The 15,649-nt window shown below is 57.1% G+C and carries 14 protein-coding genes and 1 pseudogene; 1 reads left to right on the top strand and 14 read right to left on the bottom strand.

What is annotated here, in order from left to right:
• Window positions 1-23: 23 nt before the first annotated feature.
• From V8L70_RS06560 to V8L70_RS06500, 13 genes and pseudogenes are all read right to left on the bottom strand, one after another.
• A complete protein-coding gene (locus V8L70_RS06560) occupies window positions 24-785 on the bottom strand; it encodes an ABC transporter permease (RefSeq protein ID WP_008959452.1) in 762 nt (253 codons plus the stop codon).
• A complete protein-coding gene (locus tag V8L70_RS06555) occupies window positions 782-1,717 on the bottom strand; it encodes an ABC transporter ATP-binding protein (RefSeq protein WP_101146426.1) in 936 nt (311 codons plus the stop codon). The genes V8L70_RS06560 and V8L70_RS06555 overlap by 4 nt, the downstream gene beginning before the upstream one ends.
• A gap of 83 nt (window positions 1,718-1,800) precedes the next feature.
• Window positions 1,801-2,082 (bottom strand): annotated as a pseudogene (locus V8L70_RS06550) (peptidylprolyl isomerase); the annotation flags it as partial.
• Between the two features lie 45 nt (window positions 2,083-2,127).
• Window positions 2,128-3,246, bottom strand: a complete 1,119-nt coding sequence (locus tag V8L70_RS06545; RefSeq protein ID WP_232774855.1) for a serine hydrolase — start codon at window positions 3,244-3,246, stop codon at window positions 2,128-2,130.
• A gap of 29 nt (window positions 3,247-3,275) precedes the next feature.
• Window positions 3,276-4,400, bottom strand: coding sequence for a heparan-alpha-glucosaminide N-acetyltransferase domain-containing protein (locus V8L70_RS06540; RefSeq protein ID WP_101146427.1), 1,125 nt, complete (start codon window positions 4,398-4,400; stop codon window positions 3,276-3,278).
• Window positions 4,401-4,475: 75 nt separating this feature from the next.
• Window positions 4,476-5,246, bottom strand: coding sequence for an SDR family NAD(P)-dependent oxidoreductase (locus V8L70_RS06535; protein ID WP_101146428.1), 771 nt, complete (start codon window positions 5,244-5,246; stop codon window positions 4,476-4,478).
• Window positions 5,247-5,289: 43 nt separating this feature from the next.
• A complete protein-coding gene (locus V8L70_RS06530; protein ID WP_101146429.1) occupies window positions 5,290-6,453 on the bottom strand; it encodes a Gfo/Idh/MocA family protein in 1,164 nt (387 codons plus the stop codon).
• Window positions 6,454-6,510: 57 nt separating this feature from the next.
• Entirely contained in the window at window positions 6,511-7,563 is a 1,053-nt protein-coding gene (locus tag V8L70_RS06525; protein WP_101146430.1) for a sugar phosphate isomerase/epimerase family protein, read from the bottom strand.
• Window positions 7,564-7,653: 90 nt separating this feature from the next.
• Window positions 7,654-8,400: a substrate-binding domain-containing protein gene (locus V8L70_RS06520; RefSeq protein WP_336269078.1), complete on the bottom strand. Its 747-nt coding sequence runs from the start codon at window positions 8,398-8,400 to the stop codon at window positions 7,654-7,656.
• A gap of 106 nt (window positions 8,401-8,506) precedes the next feature.
• On the bottom strand, window positions 8,507-9,505 hold the full coding sequence (locus V8L70_RS06515) for an IS5 family transposase (RefSeq protein WP_336269077.1): 999 nt from the start codon (window positions 9,503-9,505) through the stop codon (window positions 8,507-8,509).
• 51 nt (window positions 9,506-9,556) lie between these two features.
• Window positions 9,557-9,844: a hypothetical protein gene (locus tag V8L70_RS06510; RefSeq protein ID WP_336269075.1), complete on the bottom strand. Its 288-nt coding sequence runs from the start codon at window positions 9,842-9,844 to the stop codon at window positions 9,557-9,559.
• 75 nt (window positions 9,845-9,919) lie between these two features.
• A complete protein-coding gene (locus V8L70_RS06505) occupies window positions 9,920-10,945 on the bottom strand; it encodes an ABC transporter permease (RefSeq protein WP_232774983.1) in 1,026 nt (341 codons plus the stop codon).
• On the bottom strand, window positions 10,938-12,449 hold the full coding sequence (locus V8L70_RS06500; RefSeq protein ID WP_101148048.1) for a sugar ABC transporter ATP-binding protein: 1,512 nt from the start codon (window positions 12,447-12,449) through the stop codon (window positions 10,938-10,940). Before V8L70_RS06500 ends, V8L70_RS06505 begins: the two co-directional genes overlap by 8 nt.
• Window positions 12,450-12,612: 163 nt before the next feature.
• Between V8L70_RS06500 and V8L70_RS06495 the strand changes: the two genes are divergently transcribed.
• Window positions 12,613-13,836, top strand: a complete 1,224-nt coding sequence (locus V8L70_RS06495; RefSeq protein ID WP_101148180.1) for an ROK family transcriptional regulator — start codon at window positions 12,613-12,615, stop codon at window positions 13,834-13,836.
• Here the strand turns inward: V8L70_RS06495 and V8L70_RS06490 are convergent.
• Window positions 13,833-15,578, bottom strand: coding sequence for an IlvD/Edd family dehydratase (locus V8L70_RS06490; RefSeq protein WP_101148049.1), 1,746 nt, complete (start codon window positions 15,576-15,578; stop codon window positions 13,833-13,835). The genes V8L70_RS06495 and V8L70_RS06490 overlap by 4 nt on opposite strands.
• Window positions 15,579-15,649: the final 71 nt, after the last annotated feature.

The raw sequence follows: 15,649 nt of genomic DNA, 5'->3' as shown, positions 1-15,649 counted from the left end.
TAGCTTCCAGGGTTTAAAAAGGATCAGGGTTTAAGGCGGTAACCGGTGCGAAAAATCCAGCCAATCGTGGCCAAGCAAGCCACCAGGAACAGGGTGATCATGCCCACGCTTGCCGCTAGGCTAACATCGCTAATACCGTAAAAGCTCCAGCGAAAGCCGCTCACTAGGTACACCACAGGATTGGCCAAGGTGATGGTTTGCCAAAACGGCGGCAGCATATCAATAGAGTAGAAGCTGCCGCCCAAAAAGGTCAGCGGCGTGATCACCAGCAGCGGCACCAGCTGTAGCCGGTCAAAGCCATCCGCCCATATACCAATGATAAAGCCGAGCAGGCTAAAGGTGACCGCCGTTAGCACGAGGAAGAAGAGCATCCAAAAGGGATGAGCAATCTCCAGCGGCACAAAGAAGTTTGAGGTCGCCAGGATAATCAGCCCCAGCAAGATCGATTTTGAAGCTGCCGCGCCCACGTAGCCAATCACTATCTCTAAATGTGAAATAGGCGCTGAAAGCAGCTCATAAATACTGCCGGAAAACTTCGGGAAAAAGATACCGAAGGAGGCGTTGGAAACGCTTTGCGTCAGCAGCATCAGCATAATCAGACCCGGCACGATAAAGGCGCCGTAGCTAACCCCATTGACCTCACTGATCCGCGAGCCGATCGCGGCACCGAACACCACAAAATAGAGCGATGTGGAGATGACAGGCGAGACAATGCTCTGCAGTAACGTGCGGCGCGTACGGGCCATTTCGGCCATATAGATGGCGCGAACGGGGTGAAGATTCATGCGCGCTCCTTAACCAAATCGACAAAAATATCTTCAAGCGAGCTTTGCCGAGTATTGAGATCTTTAAAGGTAACCCCTTCCCGCTCCAGCGCAGTTAAAAACTCTGAAATCGCGTGACCGTCCTCTTCCTGGCTGCCATCGTAGGTATAGATCAATTCAAACCCTTCAGCGGCTAAGCTTAGTTCAAAGCGTTGTAGGTTCGCAGGTATCTCTGTCAGCGGGCTGTGTAAGTTCAGTGTTAGCTGCTTGCTGCCCAACTTGCTCATCAAGGCGGCTTTCTCTTCTACCAGCACCAGTTCACCGCGATTAATGACGCCGATGCGGTCGGCCATCTCTTCGGCTTCTTCGATGTAGTGGGTGGTCAATATGATCGTCACGCCGTTATCGCGCAGTTGGCGCACGACATCCCACATCTCACGGCGCAGTTCAACGTCGACCCCGGCGGTGGGCTCATCCAGAAATAGAATGCGCGGCTCATGCGATAGCGCTTTGGCGATCAACACACGGCGTTTCATGCCGCCCGAGAGCGTCATGAGCCGGTTGTTGCGCTTATCCCAGAGCGCCAGCGACTTGAGCACTTTCTCGATATGGGCCGGATTAGGCGCTTTGCCAAACAGGCCGCGGCTGAAACTAACCGTGTTCCAGACGGTTTCAAATGCTTCGTTGGTCAGTTCTTGGGGCACTAGCCCAATGCGCTCGCGGGCTTGGCGGTAGTGGGTAATATTATCAAACCCATCGACCATGACATGGCCAGCGGTGGGATTGACCAAGCCACACACCACGCTAATCAGCGTTGTTTTCCCTGCTCCATTGGGGCCAAGCAGCGCAAATATTTCGCCACGGTGAATGGTTAAATCAATATGGGTTAACGCCTGAAAGCCACTTTCATAGGTTTTATTCAGGCCGCTAATAGTAATAATTGGGTCGTTCAAGGCGTACTCCTCACACCGCGGTTTAACAACCGCGGTGCTTGACGGCCTTTTAGGCGAAATTAAGAGCGTTTGGTTAGGAAAAGTTAAGTGCGGCTGGTGACTTCGAGCAGGTGATAACCAAACTGGGTTTTCACCGGGCCGTGCACTTGGCCGACCTCGTCATTGAAGACGACCTTATCGAACTCAGGCACCATTTGGCCGGGGCCAAAACTGCCGAGGTCGCCGCCTTGGCGGCTGGAGGGACAGCTGGAGTGCTCTTTGGCGACTTCAGCAAAATCACGGCCGTTTTCGATTTCTTTCTTGAGTGCTAGGCACTGCTCTTCGCTGCTGACTAGAATGTGGCGGGCGCTGGCTTGTGTCATAAGTTGCTCCTGACTAAGTAGGTTCTGAGAATCATTCGGGGCAGTAGTTTACCACGGCTTACCCAGGGCTCCGCTATAACGCAACGCTTCACCGACACTGGCCAAGGCGCGCTCGTGAGCGCTTACCGCCGCTGGCCCGCGAGTACAGCTAACGATCACCCACGGCCCTTCGGTGGTGGTCTCAACGTTGGCACGCTCGGCAATACCGGCATCGCAACTGCGCCGCTGCTGAGTGCCGGTTTTATGGGCAAAGTTTATGCCTTCCCCCAGGCCCGCTTTAAGACGCCGTTTGCCGGAACTGGTTCGCTGCATCACCGCTAATAGGGTTTGTCGCTGCTCGGCGCTTAAGTCATCTATGCCGCCGTGCAGGCTAGCTAGTAAGTCGCCAAAGGCGCGTAAGGTGCCCACGTTTTCGCCGGTGGCTTCATAGGCATCAAACGCCTGGTCGTAATCGGGCTGGGTAAAGGATTCTGTGCGAACGCCTAACGCGCGGGCCAACGCCTGGGCACGCTGGCTTACCGCATGCTGGCGCAGAGCGATAAAATCCATTCCACCAAGCGCGCGCGCATCAGGGTGAAGCTCGCCATAAACGCCCTGGCGCACGCCGACCAGTTTAGAGATGGGGCCGATCTCGTCAGGGTTGCCGCCGCTTGCCGCGATCATGGTACGAGCGCGCTCGTTGACGGCATCCAGCCCCACTCGATCAATCAACATATCGGTAGCGGTGTTATCGCTGACGGTAATCATCTGCTCCATCAAGTAGCGGATGGAGATGGGCGTACCGGGGTCGTGCCAGTTGGTAGGTCCCGCGCCATCGACAAAGTCACTTTGGGCAAGCGTTAGCCGCTCATCCAGCGTCAGGGTGCCTGCCTGACGTTCGGCCAGCACTTGCGCCGCCACCGGTATTTTAATCAGCGAGGCTAAATACCAAGGGGCATCGGCGCGCCAGGAAAAAGCTTCACCACTGACGAGGTTTTGTACATAAACGCCCAGTTCGCCCTCAAATACCCCTTCGATAGCCTTCAAACGAGAGGCTAAATCGCCCTGCCAAGCGCTCTGCTTATCGACTTCATAGTACCAATTTGTTTCGTACCCATGTGCGTGTGCAGGGAGCACTATGAGCAGTGCAATCGCAATAAAAAACCCGCATTGAATCCAGTATCGCAAATCGTTACTCCAGCCGTTATTAATCGCTTTTAGCGGTGGTTAGCCATCCAGCGGGTCAGCCCAATCCACGCCGCGGCGCCAAGTATCAACAGGCCACCCACGCCCAGTGCCTGTGGGTAGGTGTACATTCCCTCGCCTTCCCACAAAAAGCGGAGCACTAAAAAGATCATCACAATATGGAAAATAAACGCTTTCAGGGCATCTGAACCGACCATCGTCAGCGGTAAAAGTGCCTTGGCGGCTTTGGCGCCCCCGGCTAACGCCAGCGCTAACAGCACCAGTGCCCCGCCCAAGCTAAACAGCATGAACTCAAGCCCTGGCGGGTGTTTACCAACATTATTGGCAACGGCGAGCATCGCCGCTTGTACATCGCCACTGGCAAACGCCAGTGCATAAAACCCCGCCACCATCAGCGCACCCAGACCCAGTAGCGTAAACACTAAGCGTCGGCGAGAGGCCGGTTCAAAATAGCAACGGAGTAACGCTTCACCGATAAGCAGCCCGACTAGAATCATCGGTGCGCGGCTGATCTGCCCCCAGGTGTAATGGTCTTCGTGATCCACTAGCAGCGCTTTCAGAATATCGTTGCCACCAAACGTAAGACTCTGCAGCCAGACGGTCAGCGCGGTTAATGCACCAATCGTAGCGAGTCGACTCCACAGCGGTGCCCGCGCCCATAGCGGTAACATCAGCGGCACCCAAAGCAGCGCAATGGCATAGAAACCTAAGATTTCGACCCAAATCGCAAAGCGCCCATAGAGCAAGGCATCGACGATCTCGTTAGGTGGGTAGTAGGGAAGCATTTCAAAGATAGTCAGCGCCTTGTACCAAAACCATACTTCTACGGCACGTAGCCAGAGCTTTAAGCGGCGCCTTGGCCAATCGTCACTTTGGGTATGCGAAAGAAACGCCACGGCCAGCGCGATGCCAAACACCATAATAAACAGCGATGAGGAGAATTTGGTCAGAAAATGGATCGGCACCATTCCCCAATCGGGCACATTTCGAATGCCGACGAGACCGCTAATGGCGTGGCTTATGATCATTAAGCCAATGGCTAGACCTCGCGCCAAATCAATCGCTTCTATACGACCTTCTGCTTTGGGCAGTTGGGGCTTTTCTGTCCAGTTCAGAGGCATCCAATTCAGCGGCATCGAAACGTCCTTGTAGGGGCAAGGATCAAATCATTACGCAAAACGAGGCGTTACACCATAACCAACAGACTTCCTCTAGGCCCAGCCAGCGTCCACCGCCAGCTCTTGGCCAGTAATGGCTTTGCTTTCCGCGCTGGCTAAAAACAGCACGGCGGGAGCGATATGTTGGGGCTCAAGGCGAATTTTTAGGCACTGGCGCTCTTGAATGGTGATTTCGTCCTCGGGACTAATCCACTTTTCGATCTGCCGTTCGGTCATCACTGCGCCGGGCACCAGCGTATTAACGCGAATATTGTGTTCGCCCAGGTCGCGGGCCAGGCTGCGGGTTAAGCCATGCACTGCGGCTTTGGCGGTGACGTAGGCGGGCAAACCGCCGAGCGCCATTTGTACACTGACTGAGCCAAAATTAATGATCGACCCTCCGCCCGTTTGCATCATCTGTTCAGCCGCCGCCTGGGCGGCAAAGAACATGGGTCGTAGGTTGAGCGACATGCGTTCATCCCAGTAGGCAGCATCGACATCCTGCCAACGGTGACGATCATCGCTTGCGGCATTGTTCACGAGCGTATGGATCGGCCCGACGTTTTGGCCGGTATCGGCGATGACCTTTTGCAGACTTTCCACATCGCGAATATCGCAGTGGTGGTAAAGCGGTGGCTCCCCGGCTGCGGCACTAAGCTCGGCGACCAACGCCTCGCTGGCTTCGTCGTTGATATCGACAAATACCACCCGTGCGCCCTGATGATGAAAGGCACGGGTCAGCGAAGCACCAATGCCGCTGCCGCCGCCGGTAATAAAGACCACACGCTGCTCAAGGCACCTATAACGCGCTAAGGGCTGGTTCATAGCGGCTCTCTCTTGATGTTGTTGTTATCTCAGGTGGCCGTCTTCACATATCCACCCACTGCCCACCGGCGGCGGACGAGGCCAGTGCGCGGGTAATAAACGTTAAACCATCGACACCGTCGGCCACGCCCGGTGTTTGCATCGCCAGCTCATCAGCGTGGTCACCCCGTTGGTGGGCGTGAATTTGCACGGCGAAATCGCGATAGAGCTGGGCGAAGGCTTCGAGATAGCCTTCCGGATGCCCCGGTGGAATTCGCGCAGCCGCCATGGCGGCGTCGCCTAGGCCTGGGCCGTTGCGAGTCAATAGCCGTGTGGGCTCACCCAGCGGCGAATGGACTAACTGATTGGGCGTTTCCTGGCGCCAGGCAAGGCCACCAAGGCTTCCATAAACGCGCAGCTGCAGGCCGTTTTCGTTGCCCGGCGCGACTTGGCTCGACCAAAGCATTCCCCGGGCTCCGCCCTTGAAGCGCAGCAGCATATGGACGTTGTCATCCAGCGCGCGCCCTTCGACAAAGGTGTGCATATCGGCGGCGAGTGATTCCAGTTGCAACCCAGTGACATAGCGCGCCAGGTGATACGCGTGAGTGCCGATATCGCCTAAGCAGCCAGCTGGCCCGCTACGTTTGGGATCGGTGCGCCATTCGGCCTGCTTTACGCCGCTCTCTTCCAAGCGGGTGGAGAGCCAATCTTGCGGGTACTCCACCTGGACGACGCGGAGATCACCCAGCTCACCGTTGGCCACCATCTCGCGCGCTTGGCGAACCAATGAGTAGCCGGAGTAGTTATGGGTCAAGCCAAAGAACAATCCCGTCCGTTCCACCAGCTCGGCGAGGGTTTGCGCCTCTTCCAGGGTGATCGTCATCGGCTTGTCGCAGATAACGTGAAAGCCTGCTTCTAAAAAGATGCGCGCTACGTCGAAGTGCACATGGTTGGGCGTGACAATGGCGACCACATCAATGCCATCCGATCGCTGCCGCTCTGCTTCGGCCATGGTTTGGTAGTCGGGATAAGCGCGATCTGCGGCCACGTGCAGTTCTGCGGCCGCGGCCCGGCTGCGCTCGGGGTCAGAGGCAAAGGCCCCGGCCACCAGTTCGTAATGGTCATCCAACCGAGCAGCGATGCGGTGTACCCCGCCGATAAATGCTCCCTGGCCACCGCCGACCATGCCCAGGCGCAGCCGACGCGGCGTGTCGTGTTGAGTACTCATGTCGTGTTGCTCTCCGCTGTCATTGAATTAATTGGTTGAATTAATTGAGGCGCGTTATTAAAGACCGAGGATACGGCGATTGGCGGCCTGGTCGGAGCCGCCGTCAGCGAAGTCATCAAACGCCCTCTCGGTGACATGAATAATGTGGTCGCGGATAAAGGTTGCGCCTTCACGGGCGCCGACTTCTGGATGCTTCAAGCAGCACTCCCACTCCAGCACCGCCCAGCCGTGATAGTCGTTAGCCGCCATCCAGGAAAAGATCGACTTGAAGTCGATTTGGCCATCGCCCAGGGAGCGAAAACGCCCTGCGCGCTCCGTCCACGACTGGTAGCCGGAATAAACGCCTTGCTTGGGGCTGGGATTAAACTCGGCGTCCTTAACGTGGAACATCTGAATATGGTCGCGATACACATCCAGAAAGCCGCGGTAGTCGAGCTGCTGCAAGATCAGGTGGCTAGGATCATAAAGGATGTGGCAGCGTGGATGGTTGCCGACCCGATCGAGGAACATCTCAAAGGTGATGCCATCGTGCAGGTCTTCGCCGGGGTGGATCTCGTAGCAGAGGTTCACGCCCGCCTCGTCAAAGGCGTCCAGAATCGGCCGCCAACGTTTCGCCAACTCATCGAACGCGGTTTCGATCAATCCTACCGGTCGCTGGGGCCAGGGGTAGACGTAGGGCCACGCAAGCGAGCCCGAAAAGGTGCCGTGGTCGGTTAAACCAAGGTTTTGCGACGCCTTGGCTGCTAGCTTTAGCTGTTCGACGGCCCACGCCTGACGCACTTTGGGATTACCGCGCACTTCGGGTACCGCAAAGCCATCGAACATCTCATCATAAGCGGGATGCACCGCCACTAGCTGGCCCTGAAGGTGGGTGGAGAGTTCGGTGAGTGCTAAGCCGTGCTGGGCCAGAGTGCCTATCACCTCATCACAGTAAGTGCGGCTCTCGGCAGCGCGTTTTAAATCGAACAGGCGGGCATCCCAACTGGGAATCTGTACGCCCTGATAACCCAGCCCCGCCGCCCAGCCAGCAATGCTATCCAGGCTATTAAAAGGAGCTTCGTCACCAGCGAACTGGGCGAGAAAGAGCGCAGGCCCTTTGATTGTTTTCATAGGACTCTCTCAATATCGTTTGGATTCAGTGAGCAGATAGGCGCGGGTGGGGTTGGTGTTTTTCACCCGCGCCTTTTGGTCATACCGTGATCAGAACGGCGAGTCAGGGAAGTAGTACTGCTCGGCGTTCTCCTGGGTAATCAGCGGCGAACCCAGAATGTATTCGCCCAGCACGGGGCCATTGGAGACAAAGTGCTGAACGGTCAGATCCATGGCGGTGGCAATCATCGCGGGCGGATAGAGCACATCCACCGGCACCAGCTCATCACCGTCCATGACCCGCTTGATGATGTCCTTCATGCCCGCCCCGCCGACGATAAACAGCTCTTCTTCGCGATCCGCTTGGCGTACCGCCTCAATGACACCCAGCGCAATGTCGTCATCCTGCGCCCAAACGGCATCGATATTCTCGAAACGTGCTAAATAGTCCTGCATGACCTCGAAACCATCATCGCGATTCCAGTTGGCGTGCTGCATATCGAGAATATTGATCTCAGAGCCTTCAATCGCCTCTTGGAAACCTTGCACACGTTCGTCGTCAATCACCGTGGGAATACCGCGCAGCACCACAATGTCGCCTTCATCATCAAGGCGTTCGCGGATGTATTCGCCGGAAACGCGGCCTAACTCATGGTTGTTGCCCGCGACATAGAGATCCTGGATCCCCTCTTCCGTCAGGCCTCGATCTACCACGGTCACGAACACGCCGGATTCTTTAACCCGGCGCACCGGATCGGTCAGCGGGCCAGACTCGAACGGCAGCACCACCAGCGCATCAATATTTCGCAGCGACACCAAGTCCTCTAGGGAAACGCTGATCAATTTGTATGTGGGCAACTGACGTTCCCAATGTGGCCCGAGTACTATCTCCGCGATCAATCTTTAGCCACTGTCAGTGGCGTTTTTTACCTGGCAGCCTTGTTTTCCGGCTGCCCAGCCGAATTCAAGACACACTACCCCCACCAAGATGTCTCTGACATCGTCCCGCCAGCACCAGATTAGCCAGTGCAAATAAGCTAAGCAGCTGCGCCTGGTTCTTGGCCAGTCCCTGGTAGCGAACCTTGCGGTAGCCGAAGAGATTTTTGACGACATGAAACGGGTGCTCGACCTTGGCGCGGATACTGGCCTTAGTCTTTTCGAAGGCCAGCAGCAGCGCTTTCTTTCGACTGTCTTCCATTCGCTTGATGGCGCCGCGTCTGGCAGCGGCGCAGCACCGAGTGTCCGGGTCATGCTTATTTTCACCCAGATAGTTTTCCATGCCGAGATAACCCGCATCGCCGTATATTCGCTTGTCATCCTCACGAACCAAATGCCCCGTCATGGTGACATCGGCGACATTAGCCGAGGTGGCGGCCACACTGTGGGTCAGCCCCGTCACGGCATCGACGCCGATATGGGCATTCATCCCGAAGAACCATTGATTCCCTTTCCGGGTCTGCTTCATCTCTGGATCACGTTGTTTGGCCTTGTTCTTGGTGGAAGGCGCCGCCGCCACAATGGTGGCGTCAACGATAGTGCCCTCGCGCATGAACAGGCCCTGGTCAGCCAGACTGGCATTGATCTCTTCGAAGATCCGTTGAGTCAGGGCATGCTTCTCAAGCAGATGGCGAAAGCGAAGCAACGTGGTCGCGTCGGGAACACTCTCGATGGCCAGGTCGATACCGATGAAGTCGCGCATGGCCTGGCTGTCATAGATGGCATCTTCAAGCGCCTCATCGGCCAGTGCATACCATTGCTGGAGGAAATAGATCCGCAACATCCGTTCCAGACCGATGGGTGGCCGACCGCGCTTGCCCGCCGACGTCGGAAAGTAGGACGGCGACAACGCCCCAATCAAGCGTTGCCATGGCATCAAGGCCTCCATCTGCGCCAGAAACCGTTCCCGGCGGGTGACCTTCTTCTTGTTCTGGTGCTCAGCCTGAGCAAACGAGATCTGCTTCATTGGAAACTCAGTCGGACAGTGGAAGACGATATTTTACCCTGCCGGTGGCACTTAGGCAGCCACGGCTGTATTTATGCAGCGTTTCCCTAGGTCATTGGCCTGTTCGCCAGCAGTGCCCGCCGTGGAGATAGTGATCTCAATGTCGGGATAGAGCGCCTCAAGGCGCTTTTTAGCCTCTTCGGCGTGGTAATTGACGCCCCCCGTCCAACCATGGGTGGCAGCGGGAATGGAGACACCGATAGTGTACTCCTGGGCAACCGCGGTGCCGGAGAGCCCTATCGCTGACGCGAGTGCAGCGGTAGTGACGCAGGCCTTCACTGTTGTCTTGATGGTTCGCATGGTGATGCTCCTTTCGTGTTTGTACTTGTTATGTTTCGCTGCTTGTCGTTGATGTTGCGCTGTTAGCGAGTGAGTTTATGGTCCTGTTTTCCTCCACGATGCACGCTGCAGATAAACCGCCACAATGATGATGATCCCCTGCACCGTGCCGTTGAGATAGTTGGAAATGGCGTCGGTCAAATTGAGAATATTGCCAATCATGGTGAGCATGATGGCGCCCACCACCGTGCCCCAGATGCGCCCATGCCCACCCTTCAACATGGTGCCGCCAATAATCACCGCGGCAATCGCCTCTAACTCCCAGAGCACCCCGGTGGCACCCGAGGCAGAACCCAAACGCGGCACATAAATAATCGTTGCTAGCGCCACACACACGCCTTGCAGCATGTAGGTCAGGGTTTTCACGCGATCCACATGAATGGCACTGTATTCGGCGACCTTTTCATTAGAGCCGATGGCAAAGCAGTAGCGACCAAAGCGCGTATAGTTGAGCAAGATGTAGCCGATGACGGCCACTGCCAAAAATACCCACACAGGTATGGTGATGCCCAAAAAGCTGCCGTAGTACACCGGGCGGTAGATATCCCGTACTGCCCAGTCCAGCGTCAGCGTTCCGCCATCAGAAAGGTAGGTCACCAGCGAACGGTAAATCCCCATGGTGCCAAGGGTGACAATAAACGCTTCGATCTTGCCTTTCGTCGTCACAATGCCGTTGATAAAGCCGGCGCAAATCCCCAACAACAACGAAGCGCCAATACCCAGCAGTATGGTGGTCCACCCAGCACCGAACTGCTCAATGAGGCTATTCATTAAAATAATCATCACCCCGGCAATAAAGGCCGCCATGGCCCCCACCGAAAGATCCAACCCACCGGCGGTAATCACGAAGGTGGCGCCGATGGCGATAATGCCGATAAAAGCACTGCGGGTAAGCATGTTCGAAAGGTTATCCAGCCCCAGAAACGCCGGATTAATCAGCACCCCCAGCAGTCCTAAAGCCACCAGCGCCACAAACGGCCCCCAGGTTTTCAGGTCAATCGCGAAGCCTTTTTGAGTAATCATTTTATTCGCTGCTTTATTAGTCGTTTTGTTATTAGCCATGACGCTGCTCATCGACCCCTACTCCTTTAATACCGGATGCGTACTGCATAATTTCTTGTTCATTAATTTGTTCGCCTTCAAGTACGCCAGTGAGCACGCCGGCACACATCACCGCCACACGATGGGAAAGGCCGATAAGCTCGCCCATCTCGGACGAGATCAAAATCACCGAGCAGCCTGAATCCGTTAGCTCACGGATAAAGTGATAAATCTGGTGCTTGGTGCCCACATCGATGCCCCGGGTCGGTTCATTGATAATCACGATTTCAGGGTCGATGGACATTACCTTGGCGAGCAGCAGCTTTTGCTGGTTGCCGCCGGAGAGTTCAGCGGCGGTGCGTGCAGCCGTGCGCAGCCGGATATCGAAGCGCTCAATCGCCTGTTGAAAGGCTTGCTCTTCACGGCGGCGATCGATCAGCGGGTGGCAGTGAGCGCGCAGGTTGAGCAGAGTAACGTTGGAGCGCAGATCCATATTGAGCACTAGACCTTTGCCTTTACGATCCTCGGTGAGATAGGCGATGCGCTGATGCACCGCATCACGCAGGTGGCGCATGACTACCGGCTGGCCGTTGCGCAGCACCTGCCCAGCGCTTTTGCGGCGCAAACCCAGCACCGCTTCAATCAACGCGGTGCGCCCCGCCCCTACAATGCCGCCGAACCCCAACACCTCACCCCGACGCAGGGTAAAGCTGGCGTGCTTAACGGCGCCGGGCACTACCATATCGCGCACTTCCAATACCAACGGCGCATCGTCAGGAAGGTGGGTACGCGGCGGATACATTTCAGTGATCTCACGCCCCACCATCAACCGCGCCAACTCCTCTTTGCTGCGCCCGGCCATGGGGCCGCTGTCCACCAAGTGGCCGTCGCGCAGGACTGTTACACGGTCAGCAATTTGCTCGATTTCACGCAACTTGTGGGAGATATACAAAATGGCCACTCCCCGCTGGCGCAGGCGGTCGATCAGTGCAAACAGCACCTTTACTTCGTTTTCAGTCAAGGTGGCGGTAGGTTCGTCCATTATCAGCACGCGCACATCGCGGGTGATCGCCTTGGCGATTTCCACCATCTGCTGGTCTGAGGTGCTGAGGTCTTTCACGCGGGCGCGTGGATCGACATGCGTTTCAAGCTCCGCCAGCGCCGCCCGGCTACGTTCCCGCATAGCGCGTCGGTCTAGAAACAGCCCCCGACGCAGTTCGCGGCCCAGGAAGATGTTCTCCTCCACGCTGAGCTGTTCCGCTAGTGCCAGTTCCTGGTGAATCATCACCACACCGTCGGCTTCCGCCTCACCGCTGGAGCGGTAATGCCGTTGGTGGCCGTCCACCAACACGTCGCCAGATGTCGCGCTAAGGTAGCCGGCCAGAATTTTGACCAGCGTCGATTTTCCCGCGCCGTTCTCACCCAACAGGGCATGCACTTCACCCGCCTGAAGGTCGAGATCAACGTCGAATAAGACCTGGTTTTCGCCAAACGAGCGGCAGAGTTTGCGCGCTGATAAGAGCATGGAGCCACCTGTCGTTACTGTTGTTATTATGCGTTTAAGGCTTACCACTATTATTTATATGCCGTGCGATGCTTTATTTACTTTAGGTGCTAAAATAAATAAACGCATATGCAACTTAGGTCGCATTTTGCGATTTTTCACCTCAAACAATAACGGCATTTTTATGGCGCTTACGTCGACTGATACCAGCCGCTATGACAACACGCTAGCGGTTATCCGTACCCTGCGAGACCAAGGACCGGTGGCACGTGTTGACCTGGGTGCGCTGAATGGCATCAGCTCAGCCACGGTGACCTCCATCAGCGCCGAGCTGCTTCAGCAGGGCCTGATCAAGGAACGGCCGCCAGCAGCACCCCGCCCCTCCGGGCGTGGGCGTCCCAAGACGCTGGTTGAGCTCAACCCGCAAGCGGCCTGCGTGGTGTGCATCAAGCTATCGATCAATGAGATTCAGTTGGTGGTGGGCGATTTCTCAGGCCAGGTACGCCATAGCGAGCACCACGCGGTGCCCACCCTGACACTGAGCGCCGACGACCTGGAAACGCTGCTGAAAGAGAAGATCAGCGCTGTTTGCGCGCAACAGCTAAACGGGTTTCAACGCTTGGCGGGGATCTGCTTGGCCGTGCAGGGGGTTGTATCTTCGCAAAGCGGGTCGATTATCTGGTCACCCGCGTTAAGCTTTCGCAACGCACCGATATCGGCACAATTAGCCGATCGTTTTCACTGCAGCGTACTGCTGGAAAACGATGCCAACTGCATTGCCAGTGTGCTGGCGGCAAAGCCTGACTATACGAATTGCCCCAACTTGGTGGTCATTATGCTGGGCTACGGCATTGGTATGTCAGTATTGATTAACGGCGTGCCTTACCTTGGCGCCAATGGTTCAGCGGCGGAGTTTGGCCATAGCAAATATCACCCGGATGGCGCCCTGTGCGCCTGCGGAAAACGGGGATGCATTGAAGCTTATGCCAGCGACTATGCGCTCTACCGCGCCGCCGACCATTTAAACCTCCCCGCTGGCGATAGCGCTCACCCCTCCGAGCAGCAGATGCAGGCGCTAACCCAACTAGCGCTGCAAGGCGACCTCTTGGCTCAGCGCATCTATGCTGAGGCGGGTCGCGCGTTGGGCTATGGCATCGCCAATGTCCTGGCGCTGTTTAACCCCGATCTGGTGCTGATTACCGGCTCCGGCGTGCGCGGTTTTGACGCCATGCAGGCCACCATGCATCACGCCATTGATGAAGCCCTGGTGGCCGAACTGAGAGGCACCACCCGCATCGAAAGCTGCGCCTGGGATCGCGACATGACCTGCATGGGCGGCATCGCCATGGCGCTACACGCTACCGATGGCGAAACGCTGTCGGAGAGTCAGGCCAGCTTCGTCAGTTAGTGCGAATGACGCGGCACGTCAGACCCTCGGCAGCCCACCAGGAAGTCAAAGTCGCAGCCTTCGTCGGCCTGGAGCACCCGCTCGATATAGAGCTGGCGGTAGCCACCCTGGCTGGCGATCAGCGTTGAGGCGGCGGTGGGGTCGCTCTCGGCCAGGCGCGAGGCCAGTTCTTCGTCACTGACCTCTAGATGCAGTCGCCCGCTTTCGCAGTCGAGCTCGATCCAATCACCGTTACGTACCGCGGCTAGCGGGCCACCGGCGGCGGCTTCGGGTGCCACGTGCAGGACCACGGTGCCGTAGGCGGTGCCGCTCATGCGGGCATCCGAAATACGCACCATATCGGTAATGCCCTGGGCGAGGATCTTGGGCGGCAGGCCCATGTTGCCCACCTCGGCCATGCCGTGATAACCCCGTGGGCCGCAGTGTTTCATGACCAGAATGTCATTGGCTTCCACGTCCAGGTCTGGGTCGTTGATGCGCGCCTTGTAGTCGTCGAAGTCCTCAAACACCACCGCACGACCGCGGTGCTGCATCAGCTCGGCTGTTGCCGCCGAGGGCTTGAGCACCGCGCCATTGGGGGCGAGATTACCGCGCACCACGCAGATGCCGCCGTCCGCGGTGAGCGGATTATCCAGCTTGCGGATCACTTCGTCGTTATACAGCGGGGCGTCCTGAACGTTTTCCCACAGGGTTTTACCGTTGACGGTGAGCGCGTCCTTGAAGGGCAGCCGGTCGGCCTCGCCCAGGCGCTTGAGCACCGCAGGCAACCCACCGGCGTAGTAGAACTCCTCCATCAAGAACCGCCCTGAGGGTTGCAAATCGACCACAGTGGGGGTGCCGCGACCCACTCGACTCCAGTCGTCCAGGGTTAGATCCACACCGATCCGCCCGGCAATCGCCTTGAGGTGAATCACCGCGTTGGTGGAGCCGCCAATCGCCGCATTGGTGCGAATGGCGTTGTCGAAGGCTTCCTTGGTGAGGATTTTGGAGAGCCGCAGGTCTTCGTTGACCATCTCGACAATCCGGTTACCCGAGAGGTGCGCCAGCACATAGCGGCGGGAGTCGACGGCCGGAATCGCCGCATTATGGGGCAGCGAGGTGCCCAGCGATTCAGCCATGCAGGCCATGGTGGAGGCAGTGCCCATGGTGTTACAGGTGCCCGCCGAACGGGACATGCCGGCTTCCGCGGCCATAAAGTCGTGCAGCGATATTTCGCCTGCCTTGACCTGTTCGGAGAGCTTCCAGACCACGGTGCCGGAGCCAATGTCCTTGCCCTTGTGCTTGCCGTTAAGCATCGGCCCGCCGGTGACCACGATGGTGGGGATATCGCAGCTCGCCGCGCCCATCAGCAGCGCCGGGGTAGTTTTGTCGCAGCCCACCAGCAGCACCACCGCATCGATGGGGTTGCCGCGAATCGCTTCCTCCACGTCCATGCTGGCCAGGTTGCGGGTAAACATCGCGGTGGGGCGCAGGTTGGATTCGCCGTTGGAGAACACCGGGAACTCCACCGGGTAGCCCCCCGCCTCCAGCACGCCCTGCTTCACGTGCTCCGCCAACTTACGAAAGTGCGCATTGCAAGGAGTGAGCTCCGACCAGGTGTTGCAGATACCGATGATCGGTTTGCCCTGAAACTCATGGTCGGGAATGCCCTGGTTTTTCATCCAACTGCGGTACATAAATCCGTTCTTATCAGCCGTGCCAAACCATTCAGCACTGCGCAGCGGACGTTGACGTTGGCCCATGAAGTTAACTCCTTGTTTTAGTTCGGTGACAGCTGACGGCCTAGTGGTATATGTCGATGGCTGTTTTGAAT

Origin of the sequence: Vreelandella arctica (assembly GCF_037070215.1) — a bacterium.
Taxonomy (GTDB): domain Bacteria; phylum Pseudomonadota; class Gammaproteobacteria; order Pseudomonadales; family Halomonadaceae; genus Vreelandella; species Vreelandella arctica.
The sequence above is the reverse complement of the archived record's forward strand: the minus strand, read 5'-3'. Positions and strand labels throughout refer to the sequence as shown.

Excerpts from the sequence above, each read along its gene's own strand:
- V8L70_RS06560 (WP_008959452.1), bottom strand. The coding sequence starts at position 785 with ATGAATCTTCACCCCGTTCGCGCCATCTATATGGCCGAAATGGCCCGT.
- V8L70_RS06540 (WP_101146427.1), bottom strand. The coding sequence starts at position 4,400 with ATGCCGCTGAATTGGATGCCTCTGAACTGGACAGAAAAGCCCCAACTG.
- V8L70_RS06535 (WP_101146428.1), bottom strand. The coding sequence starts at position 5,246 with ATGAACCAGCCCTTAGCGCGTTATAGGTGCCTTGAGCAGCGTGTGGTC.
- V8L70_RS06530 (WP_101146429.1), bottom strand. The coding sequence starts at position 6,453 with ATGAGTACTCAACACGACACGCCGCGTCGGCTGCGCCTGGGCATGGTC.
- V8L70_RS06525 (WP_101146430.1), bottom strand. The coding sequence starts at position 7,563 with ATGAAAACAATCAAAGGGCCTGCGCTCTTTCTCGCCCAGTTCGCTGGT.
- V8L70_RS06515 (WP_336269077.1), bottom strand. The coding sequence starts at position 9,505 with ATGAAGCAGATCTCGTTTGCTCAGGCTGAGCACCAGAACAAGAAGAAG.
- V8L70_RS06510 (WP_336269075.1), bottom strand. The coding sequence starts at position 9,844 with ATGCGAACCATCAAGACAACAGTGAAGGCCTGCGTCACTACCGCTGCA.
- V8L70_RS06505 (WP_232774983.1), bottom strand. The coding sequence starts at position 10,945 with ATGGCTAATAACAAAACGACTAATAAAGCAGCGAATAAAATGATTACT.
- V8L70_RS06500 (WP_101148048.1), bottom strand. The coding sequence starts at position 12,449 with ATGCTCTTATCAGCGCGCAAACTCTGCCGCTCGTTTGGCGAAAACCAG.
- V8L70_RS06495 (WP_101148180.1), top strand. The coding sequence starts at position 12,613 with ATGGCGCTTACGTCGACTGATACCAGCCGCTATGACAACACGCTAGCG.
- V8L70_RS06490 (WP_101148049.1), bottom strand. The coding sequence starts at position 15,578 with ATGGGCCAACGTCAACGTCCGCTGCGCAGTGCTGAATGGTTTGGCACG.